Origin of the sequence: Pseudomonas sp. Pf153 (genome assembly GCF_001269775.1) — a bacterium.
Lineage (GTDB): Bacteria > Pseudomonadota > Gammaproteobacteria > Pseudomonadales > Pseudomonadaceae > Aquipseudomonas > Aquipseudomonas uvaldensis.
Map to the genome: position 1 here is coordinate 522,319 of NZ_LHVL01000025.1, position 17,870 is coordinate 540,188.

16 protein-coding genes are annotated in these 17,870 nt (G+C 60.5%); 11 read left to right on the forward strand and 5 right to left on the reverse strand.

Features of this window, described 5'->3' with window-relative positions; translation table 11 throughout:
• Positions 1–556 precede the first annotated feature (556 nt).
• The gene (locus tag AD666_RS17540) at positions 557–2,254 is read right to left on the reverse strand and encodes an AMP-binding protein (protein WP_053154603.1); all 1,698 of its coding nucleotides are present in this window, start codon (positions 2,252–2,254) and stop codon (positions 557–559) included.
• Positions 2,255–2,470: 216 nt separating this feature from the next.
• On the opposite strand from AD666_RS17540, the gene AD666_RS17545 reads away from it, so the two are divergent.
• Genes AD666_RS17545 through AD666_RS17560 form a run of 4 tightly spaced genes read left to right on the forward strand, consistent with a single transcriptional unit; the run spans position 2,471 to position 8,046 of the window.
• A complete protein-coding gene (locus tag AD666_RS17545) occupies positions 2,471–3,634 on the forward strand; it encodes an isovaleryl-CoA dehydrogenase (protein WP_053154605.1) in 1,164 nt (387 codons plus the stop codon).
• Positions 3,635–3,645: 11 nt separating this feature from the next.
• Positions 3,646–5,253 carry a carboxyl transferase domain-containing protein gene (locus AD666_RS17550; RefSeq protein WP_053154611.1) on the forward strand — a complete coding sequence of 536 codons (1,608 nt, stop codon included), beginning with the start codon at positions 3,646–3,648 and terminating at the stop codon, positions 5,251–5,253.
• A gap of 13 nt (positions 5,254–5,266) precedes the next feature.
• Positions 5,267–6,097: a gamma-carboxygeranoyl-CoA hydratase gene (locus AD666_RS17555; RefSeq protein ID WP_053154614.1), complete on the forward strand. Its 831-nt coding sequence runs from the start codon at positions 5,267–5,269 to the stop codon at positions 6,095–6,097.
• Complete coding sequence (locus AD666_RS17560; RefSeq protein WP_053154617.1) at positions 6,097–8,046, forward strand: acetyl/propionyl/methylcrotonyl-CoA carboxylase subunit alpha; 1,950 nt, start codon at positions 6,097–6,099, stop codon at positions 8,044–8,046. The genes AD666_RS17555 and AD666_RS17560 overlap by 1 nt, the downstream gene beginning before the upstream one ends.
• A 29-nt stretch (positions 8,047–8,075) precedes the next feature.
• On the opposite strand, the gene AD666_RS17565 is transcribed toward AD666_RS17560, so the two are convergent.
• Positions 8,076–8,723 carry a LexA family transcriptional regulator gene (locus tag AD666_RS17565; RefSeq protein WP_053154619.1) on the reverse strand — a complete coding sequence of 216 codons (648 nt, stop codon included), beginning with the start codon at positions 8,721–8,723 and terminating at the stop codon, positions 8,076–8,078.
• 128 nt (positions 8,724–8,851) lie between these two features.
• Between AD666_RS17565 and AD666_RS17570 the strand changes: the two genes are divergently transcribed.
• Entirely contained in the window at positions 8,852–9,196 is a 345-nt protein-coding gene (locus AD666_RS17570) for a DUF6124 family protein (protein ID WP_053154622.1), read from the forward strand.
• A gap of 487 nt (positions 9,197–9,683) precedes the next feature.
• Positions 9,684–10,835, forward strand: a complete 1,152-nt coding sequence (locus AD666_RS17575; RefSeq protein ID WP_053154625.1) for a M14-type cytosolic carboxypeptidase — start codon at positions 9,684–9,686, stop codon at positions 10,833–10,835.
• Positions 10,836–10,920: 85 nt separating this feature from the next.
• Here the strand turns inward: AD666_RS17575 and AD666_RS17580 are convergent, their stop codons facing one another.
• Positions 10,921–11,463, reverse strand: a complete 543-nt coding sequence (locus AD666_RS17580) for a cytochrome b (RefSeq protein WP_053154634.1) — start codon at positions 11,461–11,463, stop codon at positions 10,921–10,923.
• Positions 11,460–12,542: a catalase family peroxidase gene (locus tag AD666_RS17585; RefSeq protein WP_053154637.1), complete on the reverse strand. Its 1,083-nt coding sequence runs from the start codon at positions 12,540–12,542 to the stop codon at positions 11,460–11,462. The genes AD666_RS17580 and AD666_RS17585 overlap by 4 nt, the downstream gene beginning before the upstream one ends.
• Positions 12,543–12,705: 163 nt before the next feature.
• Between AD666_RS17585 and AD666_RS17590 the strand changes: the two genes are divergently transcribed.
• Positions 12,706–13,212, forward strand: a complete 507-nt coding sequence (locus tag AD666_RS17590) for a sigma-70 family RNA polymerase sigma factor (protein WP_053154640.1) — start codon at positions 12,706–12,708, stop codon at positions 13,210–13,212.
• Entirely contained in the window at positions 13,209–13,961 is a 753-nt protein-coding gene (locus tag AD666_RS17595) for an anti-sigma factor (protein WP_053154642.1), read from the forward strand. Before AD666_RS17590 ends, AD666_RS17595 begins: the two co-directional genes overlap by 4 nt.
• Positions 13,962–14,090: 129 nt before the next feature.
• Here AD666_RS17595 and AD666_RS17600 read toward each other — a convergent pair whose 3' ends face one another.
• Complete coding sequence (locus AD666_RS17600) at positions 14,091–14,927, reverse strand: IclR family transcriptional regulator (RefSeq protein ID WP_053154645.1); 837 nt, start codon at positions 14,925–14,927, stop codon at positions 14,091–14,093.
• A gap of 245 nt (positions 14,928–15,172) precedes the next feature.
• Here AD666_RS17600 and AD666_RS17605 point away from each other — a divergent pair, with 245 nt between their 5' ends.
• From AD666_RS17605 to AD666_RS17615, 3 genes are read left to right on the forward strand one after another with little or no spacing between them, the layout of a single operon-like run.
• Positions 15,173–16,198 (forward strand): ABC transporter ATP-binding protein, encoded by a 1,026-nt coding sequence (locus AD666_RS17605; protein WP_053154647.1) that lies wholly within the window; start codon positions 15,173–15,175, stop codon positions 16,196–16,198.
• Positions 16,195–17,064, forward strand: coding sequence for an ABC transporter permease (locus AD666_RS17610; RefSeq protein WP_053154650.1), 870 nt, complete (start codon positions 16,195–16,197; stop codon positions 17,062–17,064). Before AD666_RS17605 ends, AD666_RS17610 begins: the two co-directional genes overlap by 4 nt.
• 6 nt (positions 17,065–17,070) lie before the next feature.
• On the forward strand, positions 17,071–17,865 hold the full coding sequence (locus AD666_RS17615; protein ID WP_053154653.1) for an ABC transporter permease: 795 nt from the start codon (positions 17,071–17,073) through the stop codon (positions 17,863–17,865).
• Positions 17,866–17,870 lie beyond the last annotated feature (5 nt).

Here is a 17,870-nt window from a genome sequence, read left to right on the forward strand (position 1 = left end):
TACCTGCCTCGTTTGTAACGACGGCGAAACGAGTAACACGGAAACAATTTGTCAGATCTGCCGTGCCCTCGACGGCGCCCGGAAAAATCAAGCCATTGATTTTAAAGGACTTTTAAAAGTTGGCACGGCACCTGCTTTCTCTCTGGCATAACAAGAATAAAAAAGTAGCAAACCAATAAAAACAAGACGAAACGACTCTGACATAACAAAAACAACACGGCAGAGACGCAGCTAACAGATTTTTTTGGAGAAGATGTGCTTTTCAGGGTGCTTCCAGGAGCAACCCGCAACCGGGCAGAGAAGAATAAGACTACCGTCAGGTAGTACCCGAATCGGTTGGATCGCGAAGCGAAAAAGCAGATCAGCGCTCAAAAAAATACGTTTGCTCTTGATCCCGGATGGGGATCGCCCAAAACAGCGGTAAAGGGTCACGGCTGCCAAAAACAACAACAGGCCGCCCCTCAATAATAAAAAGAGCACGCGACGACAAAATTAAAGGGGAGCTTCGGCTCCCCTTTGTGCTGTCTGGTGTTTGGGTTTTTCCTTGTGGTCAGCCTCAGCATTCCCTGTCGCAAATTTCTTCAATGCTGATTTCACGCATGCGGAATTTCTGGATCTTCCCAGTGACGGTCATCGGAAACGCCTCGACGAACTTGAAGTAACGCGGTGTCTTGAAGTGGGCAATGCGCTCCTTGCACCAGGCCTGCAGTTCCTGTTCGGTGGCACTGTGGCCGGGGTGGAACTTGATCCAGGCGACGATCTCTTCGCCATAACGCGAGCACGGGATGCCGATCACTTGTACGTCGGCCACCGCCGGATGGGTAAAGAAGAACTCTTCCAGTTCACGAGGATAAATATTCTCGCCACCGCGGATGATCATGTCCTTGTTGCGTCCGACGATGCAGACATAACCCTGTTCATCCATGGTCGCCAGGTCGCCGGTGTGCATCCAGCCATCTGGATCGATAGCCTCGGCAGTGCCCTTGGGATTGTTCCAGTAACCGAGCATCACGCTGTAGCCGCGGGTACACAGCTCGCCGATAGTCCCTCGAGGGACGACTTCGCCAGCCTCGTCGATAATCTTGCTTTCCAGGTGCGGCTGGGTACGGCCGACAGTGGTGACGCGCAATTCCAATTCGTCTGAAGGACCGGTCTGCAATGACACCGGGCTGGTTTCCGTCATGCCGTAGGCGATCTGCAATTCGGCCATGTGCATCTCGCTGATGACCCGCCGCATCACTTCGATCGGGCAAGTCGCGCCGGCCATGATTCCCGTGCGCAGGCTGGACAGGTCCAGTTCGCGTCGCTCAGGGTGGTCCAGCATGGCAATGAACATGGTGGGCACACCATAAAGCGCAGTGGCTTTTTCCTCGGCCACGGTGGTCAGGGTCAGCAACGGATCGAAAGCGTCGTTGGGATAGATCATGGTGCTGCCGTGGGTCATGCAGCCCAGGTTGCCCATCACCATGCCGAAACAGTGATACAGCGGTACCGGGATCACCAACCGATCGTTGGCCGTGAGGCCCAGGCTTTCACCCACCATGTAACCGTTGTTGAGAATATTGTGGTGACTGAGGGTCGCGCCCTTGGGAAAGCCAGTGGTACCAGAGGTGTATTGAATGTTGACCGGCTGATCGATGTGCAGGCCGGCCTCGCGTTCAGCCAGTTGCGCGGGCGATACCGCCATGCCCAGCGCCGCCAGTTGCGACCAGGGCAAAAAGCCTGACGGCGGCTGTAGATCGAGGCTGATCACGCCTCGCAGGTCCGGCAAGCGCTCGCTGTCCAGATGGCCGATCGACTGCTGCGCCAGCTCCGGCGCAAGAGATTGCAACATGGCGTGATAATCGGAAGTTTTGAACGCCCCAGCGCACACCAGCCACTGGCACCCGGACTGCTTGAGCACATACTCCAGCTCGGAGGTGCGATAGGCCGGGTTGATGTTGACGAGGATGACACCAATCTTTGCACTGGCGAACTGGCTGATGCACCACTGGGCGCAATTGGGTGCCCATACACCGAGGCGGTCGCCGGTTTGCAAACCCAGCGCCAGAAAGGCCCGAGCGTGCAGGTCGACAGCTTCGGCCAATTCTCGCCAGGTGTAACGCGCCGATTGATGACGAACCACCAGCGCCTCACCATCGGGATACCGCTGCACGGTCTGGTCGAAAGCCTCGCCGATGGTTTGCGCCAGCAGGTCCTTGGCCTGCAAACCTCGCGTATAGCTGAGCTGCGAATGCGAACCGGGTTGATCCATGATGCTCCCTCTTGTCTTTATTAGTGGGTGTATCGGTGAACCGTATGCACACAGGCTCCCTCGCCACAGGAAAGCTGATGCAGCGTCCTTACTCTCGCTCAAGTTGACGTTAACGTAAAGGGCGATTGACAGTCACCCATCGCAGGTTTACGTTAACGTAAAGGTGAGAGCCATCCCATCGCTCCTCCGCACCCACAAAAAAGCCAAAGGTGTCCCATGAGCTACCCATCCCTGAATTTTGCCCTCGGCGAAACCATCGACATGTTGCGTGACCAGGTGCAAGCCTTCGTCCAGGCCGAACTGGCCCCTCGCGCGGCTCAGATCGACAGTGACAACCTGTTCCCTGCCGACATGTGGCGCAAATTCGGCGATATGGGCCTGCTGGGCATTACCGTACCGGAAGAGTACGGCGGCGCCGGGCTGGGCTACCTCGCCCATGTGGTGGCGATGGAAGAAATCAGTCGCGGTTCGGCCTCGGTCGCTCTCTCCTATGGCGCTCACTCCAATCTTTGCGTCAACCAGATCAACCGCAACGGCAATCACGAACAGAAAGCCAAATACCTGCCAAAGCTGATCAGCGGCGAACATGTCGGCGCCCTGGCCATGAGCGAGCCCAACGCGGGCTCCGACGTAGTGTCCATGAAGTTGCGGGCCGACAAGCGCGGTGATCGTTACGTGCTCAATGGCAGCAAGACCTGGATCACCAACGGCCCCGACGCCAACACTTACGTAATCTACGCCAAGACCGACCTGGAAAAGGGTCCCCACGGCATCACCGCATTCATCGTCGAGCGCGACTGGAAAGGCTTCAGTCGCAGCAACAAGTTCGACAAGCTCGGCATGCGCGGCTCCAACACCTGCGAGCTGTTTTTCGATGACGTCGAAGTACCGCAAGAAAACATCCTCGGTGTGCTCAACGGTGGCGTAAAGGTCCTGATGAGCGGCCTCGACTACGAACGCGTGGTGCTGTCCGGCGGCCCCACCGGAATCATGCAGGCCTGCATGGACCTCATCGTCCCCTACATCCATGACCGCAAACAGTTCGGCCAGAGCATCGGCGAGTTCCAGCTGATCCAGGGCAAGGTGGCCGACATGTATACCCAACTCAATGCCAGCCGCGCCTACCTTTACGCGGTGGCCCAGGCCTGCGAGCGCGGCGAGACCACCCGCAAGGACGCCGCCGGGGTGATTCTCTACACCGCCGAACGCGCCACACAAATGGCTCTGGACGCCATCCAGATCCTGGGGGGCAACGGCTATATCAATGAGTTCCCCGCCGGACGTCTGCTGCGTGACGCCAAACTGTACGAAATCGGCGCGGGCACCAGTGAGATTCGTCGGATGCTGATCGGCCGCGAACTGTTCAACGAAACTCGCTAACGGAGCTGACCATGGCCACGCTGCACACTCAGCTCAACCCCCGCTCGCCGGAGTTCATCGTCAACCGCGATGCCATGCTCGGCCAGGTCGAGGCCCTGCGCACCTTGCTCGATCAAATCCGGCAAGGGGGTGGCGCCAAGGCTCAGGAACGCCATACCTCACGGGGCAAGCTGCTGCCTCGCGAACGCATCAACCGGCTGCTGGATCCGGGCTCGCCCTTTCTGGAGATCAGCCCGTTGGCCGCCCATCAGGTTTATGGCGAAGACGTCCCTGCCGCCGGCGTTATCGCCGGGATCGGTCGCGTGGAAGGTGTCGAATGCATGATTGTCGCCAACGATGCGACGGTCAAAGGCGGTTCCTACTACCCGCTGACGGTGAAGAAACACCTGCGGGCCCAGGCCATCGCCCAGCAGAATCGCCTACCCTGCATTTACCTGGTGGACTCCGGTGGCGCCAACCTGCCCCGTCAGGACGAAGTCTTTCCGGACCGCGAGCACTTCGGACGGATTTTCTTCAACCAGGCCAACATGAGCGCCCAGGGTATCGCGCAGCTTGCGGTGGTCATGGGCTCGTGCACCGCCGGTGGCGCATATGTACCGGCGATGGCCGACGAAGCGATCATGGTTCGCCAGCAGGCCACTATCTTCCTCGCCGGCCCGCCGTTGGTCAAAGCCGCCACCGGTGAGGTGGTCAGCGCCGAGGATCTGGGCGGTGCGGATGTGCATTGCAGGACTTCCGGCGTGGCCGACCATTACGCCGACAACGACGAGCATGCCCTGGCGTTGGCCCGCCGCAGCATCGCCAATCTCAACTGGCGCAAACTCGGTGACGTGCAGGCCCGCACGCCGATCGCCCCGCTGTACTCGAGCGAAGAGCTGTACGGCGTGGTGCCGGCCGATGCCAAACAGCCTTTCGATGTGCGAGAGGTGATCGCACGCCTCGTGGACGGTTCGGTATTCGACGAGTTCAAGGCCTTGTTCGGAACCACGCTGGTGTGCGGCTTTGCCCACCTGCACGGCTACCCGGTGGCGATCCTCGCCAACAACGGCATCCTGTTTGCCGAGGCGGCGCAAAAAGGCGCGCACTTTATCGAACTGGCCTGCCAGCGGGGCATTCCACTGCTTTTTCTGCAAAACATCACCGGGTTCATGGTCGGGCAAAAATACGAAGCCGGTGGCATCGCCAAGCACGGCGCAAAACTGGTCACCGCGGTGGCGTGCGCCCGGGTGCCTAAATTCACCGTCATCATCGGTGGCAGTTTTGGTGCGGGTAACTACGGCATGTGCGGGAGGGCCTATGACCCACGTTTCCTGTGGATGTGGCCGAACGCACGCATCGGCGTGATGGGGGCCGAACAGGCCGCCGGGGTGCTGGTGCAGGTCAAGCGCGAACAGGCCGAACGCAGCGGTCACCCGTTCAGCGCCGAGCAGGAAGCCGAGATCAAGCAACCGATCCTCGACCAGTACGAAGAACAGGGTCACCCCTACTATTCCAGCGCCAGGTTGTGGGACGACGGCGTCATCGACCCGGCCCAGACCCGCGACGTACTGGGCCTGGCCCTGTCCGCGTCACTCAACGCCCCCATTGAACCGAGCCGCTTCGGCGTGTTCCGGATGTAACCGGGAAATGTCCATGGATAACTTCAACACCCTCGAACTGCTCACCGACCCACGCGGCGTCGCCACCCTGTGGCTGAGTCGCGAGTCGAAAAACAACGCTTTCAACGCCGAAATGATCCGCGAGCTGATCCTTGCCCTCGACCATATCGGCAATGATCCAAACCTGCGTTTCCTGTTGATCCGGGGACGTGGCAAACATTTCAGCGCCGGCGCCGACCTGGCCTGGATGCAACAGTCGGCCGAACTCGACTACCACACCAATCTCGACGATGCCCGGGAATTGGCTGAGTTGATGTACAACCTGGCCAAGCTGAAAATTCCTACGCTGGCGGTCGTTCAGGGTGCGGCGTTCGGCGGCGCCCTGGGGTTGATCAGCGCCTGCGACATGGCTATCGGCGCCGATGATGCGCAATTCTGCCTGTCGGAAGTGCGCATTGGCCTGGCACCGGCGGTCATCAGTCCGTTCGTGGTGCAGGCCATTGGTGAGCGAGCGGCCCGACGCTACGCCCTTACCGCAGAACGCTTCAGCGGCCAGCGTGCGAAAGAACTCGGTTTATTGTCGGAAAGCTACCCGCCCGAGACGCTGGATGCCCAAGTCGAACAATGGATCGGCAACCTGCTGCTCAACAGCCCGGCGGCCATGCGCGCCAGCAAGGAACTGCTGCGCGAAGTCGGCAGCGGTGCCCTTACCCCGGCGTTGCGGCGGTATACGGAAAATGCCATTGCTCGCATCCGTGTCAGTCCCGAGGGCCAGGAAGGCCTGCGGGCCTTCCTGCAAAAACGGGCGCCAAACTGGCAAGCCGATACGCCCCCTGCCGCGTCGAAACATAAGGAGTCGCGTTGATGACCGCCCCCGTCCTCACCACATTGCTGGTGGCCAATCGCGGTGAAATCGCCTGCCGCGTGATGCGCACCGCCAAGGCCATGGGGCTGACCACTGTGGCGGTGCACAGCGCCATCGACCGCGACGCTCGCCACAGCCGCGAAGCCGATATACGCGTCGACCTGGGCGGCAGCAAGGCCGCCGAAAGCTACCTGCAGATCGACAAACTGATTGCCGCGGCCCACGCCAGCGGCGCCCAGGCCATTCATCCGGGCTACGGCTTTCTTTCAGAGAACGCCGGGTTTGCCAGGGCGATTGAAAATGCCGGGCTGATCTTTCTCGGCCCGCCGGCGTCGGCCATCGACGCCATGGGCAGTAAATCCGCGGCCAAGGCGCTGATGGAAACCGCCGGCGTCCCCCTGGTGCCTGGTTACCATGGCGAAGCCCAGGACCTGGATACCTTTCGCGACGCCGCCGGGCGCATCGGCTACCCGGTCCTGCTCAAGGCCACGGCCGGTGGTGGCGGCAAAGGCATGAAAGTCGTCGAAGACGTCAGCCAGTTGGCCGAAGCCCTGGCCTCGGCGCAACGTGAAGCGCAGTCGTCGTTCGGCGACTCACGGATGCTGGTGGAAAAGTACCTGCTCAAGCCGCGTCATGTGGAAATCCAGGTATTTGCCGATCAGCATGGCAACTGCCTGTACCTCAACGAACGGGACTGTTCGATCCAGCGCCGTCACCAGAAGGTGGTGGAAGAAGCGCCCGCCCCAGGCCTGACCCCGCAATTGCGCAAGGCGATGGGCGAAGCCGCCGTGCGTGCGGCCCAGGCGATCGGCTACGTCGGCGCGGGCACGGTGGAATTCCTGCTGGATTCGCGGGGCGAGTTCTTCTTCATGGAAATGAACACCCGGTTGCAGGTCGAGCACCCGGTCACCGAAGCCATCACCGGCCTGGACCTGGTCGCCTGGCAGATCCGCGTCGCCCAGGGTGAGCCGTTGCCCATCACCCAGGAGCAGGTTCCCCTGCGAGGCCACGCCGTCGAAGTGCGACTGTACGCCGAAGATCCGGCCAATGACTTTCTGCCCGCTACGGGGCGGCTGGCCTTGTACCGTGAATCCCAGGCAGGACCCGGCCGTCGCGTCGACAGCGGAGTGGAGGAAGGCGACGAAATTTCACCTTTCTACGACCCGATGCTCGGCAAACTGATCGCTTGGGGTGAAGACCGTGAACAGGCACGGTTGCGGTTGTTGAGCATGCTCGACGAATTTGCCATCGGTGGCCTGAAAACCAATATCGGCTTCCTGCGGCGCATTCTGGCTCATTCGGCCTTCGCGGCGGCCGAACTGGACACCGGATTTATCCCACGTTACCAGACGCAATTGCTGCCGGAATCTGGTGAACTGGACGACGCATTCTGGTACGCCGCAGCCCAAGGGTTCGCCTTGAGCCTGACGCCACGCCAGCGATCCGACGATGCCGGCTCGCCCTGGTCCCGTCCCACCGGACTGCGCCTGGGCTTGCCAGGGGAAACCACCTTGCATTTGAGCTGCGACGGCCAGGACCGGGCGGTGACGCTGGACCTCCAGGCTGCGGCCGCGGAGCTGCGTGGCGAGCAACTGATCATCGAGCATAACGGCCTGCGCTGTGGCCATCGCGTCATACGCCTGGGCGACAGCCTGTATCTGCAGTGGAACGGGGATCTGCACCGCATCGACCTGTACGATCCGCTGGCCGCCGCCGAAGCCAGCCACAGCCACCAGGGTGGCCTGACCGCGCCCATGAACGGCAGCATCGTCAGGGTGCTGGTGAGCCCCGGCCAGACAGTGGAAGCAGGTACTCAACTGGTGGTGCTGGAAGCCATGAAGATGGAACACAGCATCCGTGCGCCCAAGGCCGGCGTGATCAAAACGTTGTATTGCCAGGAAGGCGATATGGTCAGCGAAGGCAGCACGCTGGTGGCATTCGAGGAGTAGATATCGGCCCGTCCCAGGGGCCGATACGATCAGAACCGGATAGTGGCTTGCACGACGACACCGATAATGTGGCACTGCTCGGTGTACAGGTTTTTCGGGTATGTCGGATTGAGCGGGACCAGGTAAAGCTGCCCGCTCTCTTCGATCAGTTTGCGAAAGGTCGCATCGCTGCAACCCGGTAACTGAGCGATCACCAGCTTGCCGGGCACCGCCTCGATGGCCGGGTCCACCAGGATCGACATCCCCTCGGGAATGCTCAACCCGGTCGGGGCAGTCATCGCATCCCCCACCACGACCAGCCAGAACGCGTCTCCTTGCGCGTGGTAGTCCGTCAGCTCAAAGCGTGCCTGGCTGTAATCGCCAGGAGCACCTTCGCGGACTGCGCCAACATCCTGCCAGTCGCTCACCGGGTAGCGGAAGTACGGGTTGTACTTTTGCGCCAGGGCCATCCCCTCTTCGGTCGATGTGTCCGGCTCGCGGATCACCATCGCCACTTCGAGGAACTCCATGCCCAATTCCTGCAGGACCCGGTTCATGTCTTCGACACTGGGTTGCCGGCGCTTGGTCAGCCAATGGCCGACGCCGCCCTGAGACATTCCCAAACGTTCTGCGAGCACCACTTGCGTGACGCGCAGCTCCTTCATCTTGGCCTTGACCAACTCTATCCATTTATCCATGAGCGGCACGATACGTGGATGATCTCCACCATCAAAACACATATTGTAGTATTTAAATCGCCGTCACAATTACGATTAGTACTATTCTGAATCGAGGATCCAAGCCCCTCACGGAGAACCTCGATACCATGGACACTGCCAACAAAGACGAGCCTATCAACCCTTTCGACAGCGCGTTCCCTTCGCTACAGGATTGCCCGGCCGCCCAGCGGGCCCTGGATTACTACTTGAAACCGGGTGTTTCAGAGACTCAAGAGCATCGTTTTTTCGACGTGAACCGCAACATCAGCGGAGAAGAAGCCCTGGTTCACGCGTGCGACCTGCTGCGCTGCGCAGCTGCCACCGCCCACGAGTCAGCCAATCGGTTGGAAGGTTCGAGCCGTGACCTGGCATTTTCAGTGGTGCATATGATTGATCTGGTCAAGGCAATGCTTGACCGCTCGCTGGATAGCTACCCTACCCGTCAGGCGTAACCATTGGGAATGGCGCGGCGGACGCGACCGGCAGGAAAATTTTTTCCAATGAATGCAATAAAATCATTTGACTTGCAAATGATAATGATTATTATTGCATCAGCTGGTCGCGAGATCAGTCGATAGACCAGAAGACCTTAGGTCGGACTTCTGGAATATCTCCTCATCAGGCTAATCACGGTTTTTGACCCGGCTTTTTGCCGGGTCTTTTTTTGGCCGATTTTCGGCTTATGGCTTCAGGCTAATGAAGTCTTTTGGGTGTGGCTGATTTTGATGGCGGCGATGATAGCAAATGAAAACCCGTTGACAAACATCACCCGCCATCGCGGTGAAAACTATTGACAGGCAGCACTTGAGAATCAATTGCAGACTCTCTAAGCTGCTTTTGCGTCCAGGGAGGACGCCCCCTTCGCGCATGATGCAAATCGTCCCGATTTTTCTTTTCCAGCGTGTAAAGTAACGGCCATAAAAATCCTTTTCGGGAATCGTGACCGTGGCTAAATCCTCTTTTGATATCACTGCCAATTTCGACAGCGGCAACATCGAAGTCGTGGACATCAGCAACCCGTTGCAGTCGTTGCTGAAAATCAGACCCGACACCCGCAGCGCCCACTTCCAATGGTTCCACTTCAAAGCCAGCGGTCTTCACGTTGGTCAGGAATATTCCTTCAGACTGCTCAATGCCAGTCAATCGTCCTACAACAAGGCGTGGACGGGTTATCAGACCGTCGCATCCTACGATCACGTCAACTGGTTCCGCATCCCTACTCAGTTCGAAGGCGATGCCCTGCGTTTTCATCTTGAAGCCGAACAGTCTCATGCCTGGTTCGCCTATTTCGAACCCTACAGCCGTGGCCGACACGACTGGTTGATCGAGCAGGCACAACACAAGGCCGGAATCGAACAACTGGCCACCGGTAAAAGCGCCGAAGGGCGCGACATTCAATTGCTGCGCAAAGGCAGCGGTGCCGAAGGCCAACGCAAGATCTGGATCATCGCCCAGCAGCATCCTGGCGAGCACATGGCCGAATGGTTCATGGAAGGGGTGATCGAACGCCTCGAGGACAAGGACGATGCACAACTGAACCGGCTATTGACCAAGGCCGACCTGTACCTGGTACCGAACATGAACCCGGACGGTGCGTTCCATGGCCATCTGCGGACCAACGCCATGGGCCAGGATCTCAACCGCGCCTGGCAGAATGCCAGCCAGGAGATAAGCCCTGAGGTGTTTTTCGTACAGCAGCAAATGGAGAAATACGGCGTCGATCTGTTTCTGGACGTCCATGGCGACGAGGAAATTCCTCACGTATTCACGGCCGGCTGCGAAGGCAATCCAGGCTACACGCCACGCATTGCGAAACTCGAAGAACGCTTCCGCAGCCACCTCAAACACCAGACCAAAGACTTCCAGACCACCTATGGCTACACCCGGGACGAACCGGGCCAGGCCAACATGACGCTGGCCTGTAATGCAGTCGGTCAGAAATACGACTGCCTTTCCTTGACCCTGGAAATGCCTTTCAAAGACCACAACGACCACCCGAACCCGCACACAGGCTGGTCCGGCAAGCGCTCGATGCAACTGGGCAAGGATGTATTGAGTACCATGGCGGACATGGTCGACGAGTTGCGCTGAAGCAAGCACTCCTTGTGGCGAGGGGGTTGGGTTGCTATGCAACCCAGCGGGGATAAATCCCCTCGCCACAAAACCTTCATCCGTCTCAAGTCCGATCTCTACCCCGCAACATACTGTCCAACACCTCATCCCGTCTTACCCAACCGTGAAACAGCGCCGCCGCCAGATGCACCAGCACGGTCAGGAACAACAGATACGCCAGGTAACCGTGGGCCTTGCGCAGCAGCGCGAAGGTCGGTGCGTCCGCCGGTAGAATCGAAGGCAGTTGCAGCGTGTCGCTGAGCATCACCGGGTCCCCGGCCGCTGAAATCATTCCCCAACCCAACAACGGCAACACCAGCATCAAGGCGTACAGCAGGACATGCGACGCTTTGGCCGCCAACGCCTGCCAGCCCGGCAGATCGGCGGGAAGCGACGGCTGCCGAGTCGTGAACCGCACCACCAGACGCACGATCACCAACAGCAGGATCGCCACCCCCAACGGCTTGTGCAGTTGCAGCAGCCACTCATGACGCTCGGACACCGAAGCCACCATGCCCGCGCCTATGAACAGCATGGCAATGATCATCAGGGCCATCAGCCAGTGGAGCAACCGAGCCAGCGGCGCGAAGTGATGGGGGGCGTTCATGGGCGGGACTCCTGGTTGGCGGGCAATGGATTCACTTCACTGGCACGCCGCAAGTAGGACCTGGCATAGGCGGCGGACCGTGCGACCAGCAACGGGTCTTCGGAACCTTCGATACCGCTGGGCAGGATCAGCGGGTCGTAGTTAATGTCGCGGCATTCACCGTTGTCCTGCGCCTGGGTGCGCTCCAGTACCAGCGTGCCGGCATTGAGCACCTTGCGATCGGCGGGCCAGACCTTGCTGGCGTCGTTTACTGGATCCCCCGGGTTGGCCAAAGTGATGTTCAACCGCCAGCGCAACGGTCCGGCAGCGAGGCGCTTGGCCAGGTCCTGTTCGAGAAAGTCGGCCCCCTGGGGTGGCGTTGCGTCCGCCGTATCCTGGCTCAAGGGCACCACGCCCCAGCGCACCGCCTGACGTTGCCCTGCCTGATTGACCAGATAAAACGCGTTGATACCGTTATAGGTTTCAGTGGCATAACTGGCCGACGGCCTGGCCGTCTTGATCCATTGCAGAAACGGCATGGCTTCCGGATGCGCGGCAAAAAACGCCGGCACCGCCGCCGGATTGGGTTTGCCCGTGGCCGGGTCGGGCAGTTGAGCCTGTTGGAACTGGTAAAACGCCTCAGGCGTACCCACCGGGAACACCGGCATGCTGTTCATGCCGGTACGCCATTGTTGGCCGTTGGCCTGGGTGAAACGCAGCGCAAGACTGCGGATCGGCACGCTGCCGTCCGGTGCGTAAGGATTCCCACTGGGCAAGGCGAAACGTCCGACTACCGGCGTGCGCGACTCCATGAACACCTGGGCTCGGGAATAGGCTCGTGCCTCGCCGCTGCTTTCGAAATAGCCGGCAACGCAGACACCTTTTGAATGGTTGCGTCGAAAACCGGGGTGAACACCGTTATTTTTTTCCAGCACATTGACCAGCGCATCGGGCGTCAGTCGCTGTGGGTCAAGGGAGCCGTTGACGTAGGCAAACGCCCCGCCCAACGCGGCCACAATGACGGCGATGCCACTCAGGCGCAGCGCCAGGGCTGCGGGACTCAACGGCGGCCGGCTCGGTGAAGCGGAAGGGTCAACCATGACGAAGCTCCAAGGCCCAAGGCCATTTGAGGAAGGACCCGTCAGACGTAGGCACGGCAGGTTTATTCCCAGGCCTCGTATTTATTTTTCCTGCTCTGGAATAATCTTGTTCGCGGGTCGTCTTTCCAGCCTCGGTGCACTGACTGCCTCACAGAAGCCTCCCATGAACGAACTCGATGACCAGTTGCGCGTGCTCATCCCCAGGCTACGGCGCTTTGCCGTGTCACTGACGCATAACCCCAGCAACGCCGATGACCTGGTGCAGACTTGCCTGGAACGAGCGCTGTCGAAATGGCAGGACAAACGTCCCGAGGGTGACTTGCGCGCCTGGTTGTTTTCCATTCTTTATCGGCAGTTCCTCGACGCTCATCGCCGTTCCCGGCGTTATGCGCGCATGCTGGAATTTTTCACCGGTCGCGACGACACCCAGCCTTCGGCCGAGCGCAGCGTGATCGCCCAATCGTCGCTCCAGGCGTTCGATCAGCTCACCACCGAGCAACGCGCCCTGCTGTTGTGGGTGTCGGTGGAAGGCTTGAGCTACCAGCAAGTCGCGGACATTCTCGACGTACCGACCGGCACCGTGATGTCTCGCCTGTCCCGTGCCCGCCAGGCCCTGCGCCAACTCAGCGAAGGCGAAATCACCCGCCCTGCCCTGCGGATACTCAAATGATCAGCATGCCCCCCAGCGAAAACGACCTGCACGCCTACATTGATCGACAACTGAGCGAGGCCGACCAGCACCTGGTGGACACGTACCTCGCCAATCACCCCGACGTCGCCGCCAAGGTCCGGGCCTGGCAGCAGGATGCGCAGCACTTGCGCACAGCCTTGAGCGGAGCCCTGCAGCAACCGACGAATCCGGACCTCGATCCAGCCATGATTCGCCTGCGCCTGAAGCACCGTGCCCGCCGTTATCTGGCCAGCGCGGCTGTCCTGTTGCTGGCCGTCAGCGTGAGCGGGTTCGGTGGCTGGCATGCCCGGGAAATGACGCTTCTCAGCGCTGCGGCCCCCATGGCGGACGCCATGCAGGCATACCGTTTATTTGCCCAGCAAGGCATCCTGCCGGCCGACTACCAGAGCGGCGATGGACACAGCATGCAGGATTGGCTCGACCGCTACTTCAACCAGATCAATCGGCTGCCGGATTTGTCGGGCGCGGGTTTCAAACCCGTCAGTGGACGGTTGCTCAGCACCGAGCAAGGGGCGGCGGCCATGGTGGTCTATCAGGACCCGAGCGGTCAGAAGATCAGCTTTTATGTACGACCTCCGGGCCCCAGGAATTTCCTGCTGCCCCGGGGCAGTCGTCGCGACGGCGAATTGCAGGCCGAGTACTGGTCCGGGCCAGGCTACAACTATGCGATGGTCATTCCCAGCGACCTGCCGGCGGCGCAGAAGCTCAGGCAGACACTTAACTTCTGACCACCACAGATGCCTGTGGGAGCGGGCTTGCTCGCGAAAGCGACCTGACATTCAACATCAATGTTGACTTCACCACCGCATTCGCGAGCAAGCCCGCTCCCACAAGGGATCTGCGGATGTTTGATGTACTCACCCCTGCCCGAACACCTGCGATGGCCGGCGCAACACCGGATCGAACGGGTTGATTCGTGGCCCGATCAGGTTCGCCTCGCGCTTGAGCATTTCCACCACGGTCGGCAGGCGATCCGGCCCCAGCCGATCGCTGATCGTGGCCACGCTCAAGGCCGCTACGGCCCGGCCTTCGCGGTCGAGGATCGGCACGGCCACCCCCGCCATCCCCTGCAACACGCCCGTATTGCGTCCGGCGTAACCCAGGGTGCGCACGTTCTCGACTTCCGAGCGCAGGAAGACTTCGTCGTACAGATGAAAATCCTTGAGCCGCGGCAGGTTGTAGGTAATGACGGTGTCGCGCTCTTCTTCCGGCAGGAACGCCAGAATCGCCAGGCTGCCCTGACCTACCCCCAGCGCCACCCGACCACCGATGTCACCGGTGAAGGTGCGGATCGGGAAAGGCCCTTCGCTACGGTCCAGGCAGATCGCATCAAAACCACTGCGGGCCAGCAGGAACAACGAGTCCCCGAGTGAGGCCGACAGCCGCAACATGGCCGGCCGCGCCAGTTCGCGCAGGTTACCGGTGTTGCCGGCGCGGGCGGCCAGGGCGAAGAAGTCCAGGCTCAGGCGATAACGCTTGCTGCGTGCATCCTGCTCGACCATGCCCTCGTCCATCAAGCTGCGCAACATGCGATGGGTGGTCGGCTGGGAAAGGCCGATGCGCTGGGCCAGTTGCGTTACCCGCTCGCCGCCCTCGGCGGTGTCCCCAAGGGTGCGCAACACGGCAAACAGTCTGGATACCGCGCCGACGCCCACTTCGCCTTTTTCTTTATTCCGATCAATGGAATTTTTCATCACCTTTCTCGTATAAAAATTTGCTCACCGAATAAAACTGAAAATAATCATCGCTTCAGTGAAATAGTCCATTGAGCCCATCCTAGTCTTCGTCCTACTCTGCGTCCATACAGGGGCGATTCGAACAACAGCGGCAGCCGACCCAAGGTCGAGCGCCAACGCACCCCGCAATATCCCTTCGTATCTGCCCATACAAAAAAGCGCGCCGGCTGGCGACGCATAACAATCTCAGGTGGAGCGCGGTCATGGCTTTCGTGCAACTTCAAGACTTGAGCAAACGCTACGGCGACATCGACGCCGTGGTTGCCACCAACCTTTCGGTGGAAAAAGGCGAATTCGTCTCGCTGCTGGGCCCTTCCGGCTGCGGCAAAACCACCACCCTGCAAATGATCGCCGGCTTCGTCGAAGTCAGCAGCGGTCGCATCCTGCTGGATGGCCGGGACATCACCCACGCCAAACCTGCCAGTCGCGGCCTGGGCGTGGTGTTCCAGAGCTATGCACTGTTTCCCCACATGACCGTCCGGGACAACGTGGCTTTCGGCCTGCGCATGCGCAAAGTGCCCAACGCCGAGCTGCAACCTCGGGTGGATCGGGTGTTGAAACTGGTGCGCCTGGACCGGCACGCCGAGCGTTACCCACGGGAACTCTCCGGTGGCCAGCGTCAACGTGTGGCACTGGCCCGGGCGTTGGTGATCGAGCCGCCGGTGTTGTTGCTCGACGAACCGCTGTCCAACCTGGACGCCAACCTGCGTGAAGAGATGCAATTCGAAATCCGTCGCATCCAGCGGGAGGTTGGCATTACCACGTTGATGGTCACCCATGACCAGTCCGAAGCGTTGTCCATCAGCGACCGGGTCGTGGTGATGCAGGCCGGGCGCATCACCCAGATCGACGCGCCATACACCCTCTACGAACATCCTCGCACGGAGTTCATCTCCGGCTTCGTCGGCAAAGCCAACCTGCTGCCGGGCGAACGTGACAGCGCGGGCGTTGTCCAGGCCTGCAGCCCAGGTACGGGTGACCTGACCCTGAGCCTGCGGCCGGAAAAAATCGACCTGTGCCCCGCCGGTACCGGGCGCCTGCAAGGCACCCTCGTCAGTCGTTTCTTTCTCGGCAGCCAGTGGCTGTACGGCGTGTCCACCGATCTGGGCGAGCTCTGCGTCGTACGCCGCAACGACGGCTCCGCCCCTCTGACCGAAGGCACGGTTGTAGGCCTGGACTGGGACCCGGCCTTGTTGCGGGTGCTGAGCGTGGACGAGGTGCCGGCATGAAGTGGCTGGATAGACTACGCCGGGGCCGCCCGGGCTACCTGATGTCCGCACCGGCCCTGGCGCTTTACCTGGGCTTGCTGGTCATCCCCCTGGGCCTGACGCTGGTGCTGTCGTTCAACGTCTTCGACTATGGCTCGGGCATCGACAGCGGCGCCTACACCTTCGATCACTACATCAGCCTGTTGGGCGATCCGTATTTCTACGAGATCTTTCTGCGCACCTTCTGGATCAGTGCCCTGACCACGTTGCTCTGCGTGCTGATCGGCGTGCCCGAGGCCTACATCCTCAGTCGCATGGGGGCACCGTGGCGCTCGATTTTCCTGATCCTGATCCTGACCCCGCTGCTGATTTCAGTGGTGGTGCGGGCCTTCGGCTGGAGCCTGTTACTGGGTGCAGACGGTCTGGTCAACCAAACCCTGCAGGCCTTTGGCGGCGCGCCGATGAAGCTGCTCTACACGCCGTTCGCGGTGGTTATCGCCCTGGTCCATGTGATGCTGCCGTTCATGATCATTCCGGTCTGGACCTCATTGCAAAAACTCGACCCGGCCGCCGAACAGGCCGCATTGTCCCTGGGCGCCAGCCAGTTCACGGTGATACGCAAGGTCGTGCTGCCGCAAATCATGCCCGGCGTGCTGTCCGGCACTCTGATCGTGTTCGGCCTGGCCGCCAGCTCCTTCGCCATCCCCGGCCTGCTGGGCGGACGTCGCCTGAAAATGGTCGCCACGCTGATCTACGACCAGTACCTGTCGGAACTCAACTGGCCCATGGGCGCGGCGATTGCCATCGCATTGTTGCTGCTCAATCTGCTGATCATGCTGTCGTGGAACCGCATGATCGAAGGCCGCTACAAGAAGTCACTGGGGTAATTCGTCATGTCCAGGAACGGTCCTTTCGCCCTGTTGTTCCATGCCTTGGTGGTGGTCTTCATGCTGGCGCCGCTGGTGGTGGTCTGTCTCGTCGCCTTCACACCGGAAAACACCCTGAGCCTGCCGACCACGGATTTCTCCCTGCGCTGGTTCCGTGCCGTGTTCGAGCGCGCGGATTTCGTCGATGCGTTCTACAACAGCCTGGCCCTGGCGTTCTGCGCGGCCTCGCTGGCGACGTTGATTGCGGTGCCGGCGGCGCTGGCAATCACCCGTCTCGAATTCCCGGGTCGGGATTTCTTCAACGGCCTGTTCCTGTCGCCGATCATCATCCCCCACCTGGTGCTGGGCGTGGCGCTGTTGCGGCTGTTCGCGCTGATGGGCGTCAACGGCAACTTCACCTGGCTGATCTTCGCCCATGTGCTGGTCATTACGCCCTACGTGCTGCGACTGGTGCTGGCTTCGGCCATCGGTCTGGACCGCAGCGCCGAACAGGCCGCGCAATCGCTGGGGGCGGGACGCTTCACGCTGTTCCGGCAGATCACCCTGCCGATGATCCTGCCGGGCGTAGCCGGAGGTTGGCTGCTGGCGTTCATCAACAGCTTCGATGAAGTCACGCTGTCGATCTTTGTCACGTCACCGGCCACACAAACCCTGCCGGTGCGCATGTACGTCTACGCCACCGAATCCATCGATCCGATGATGGCCGCGGTGTCGGCGCTGGTCATTGCCCTGACGGCGCTGACCATGATTCTGCTCGACCGGGTCTACGGCCTGGATCGGGTCTTGGTAGGCAAACAATGAGGGCG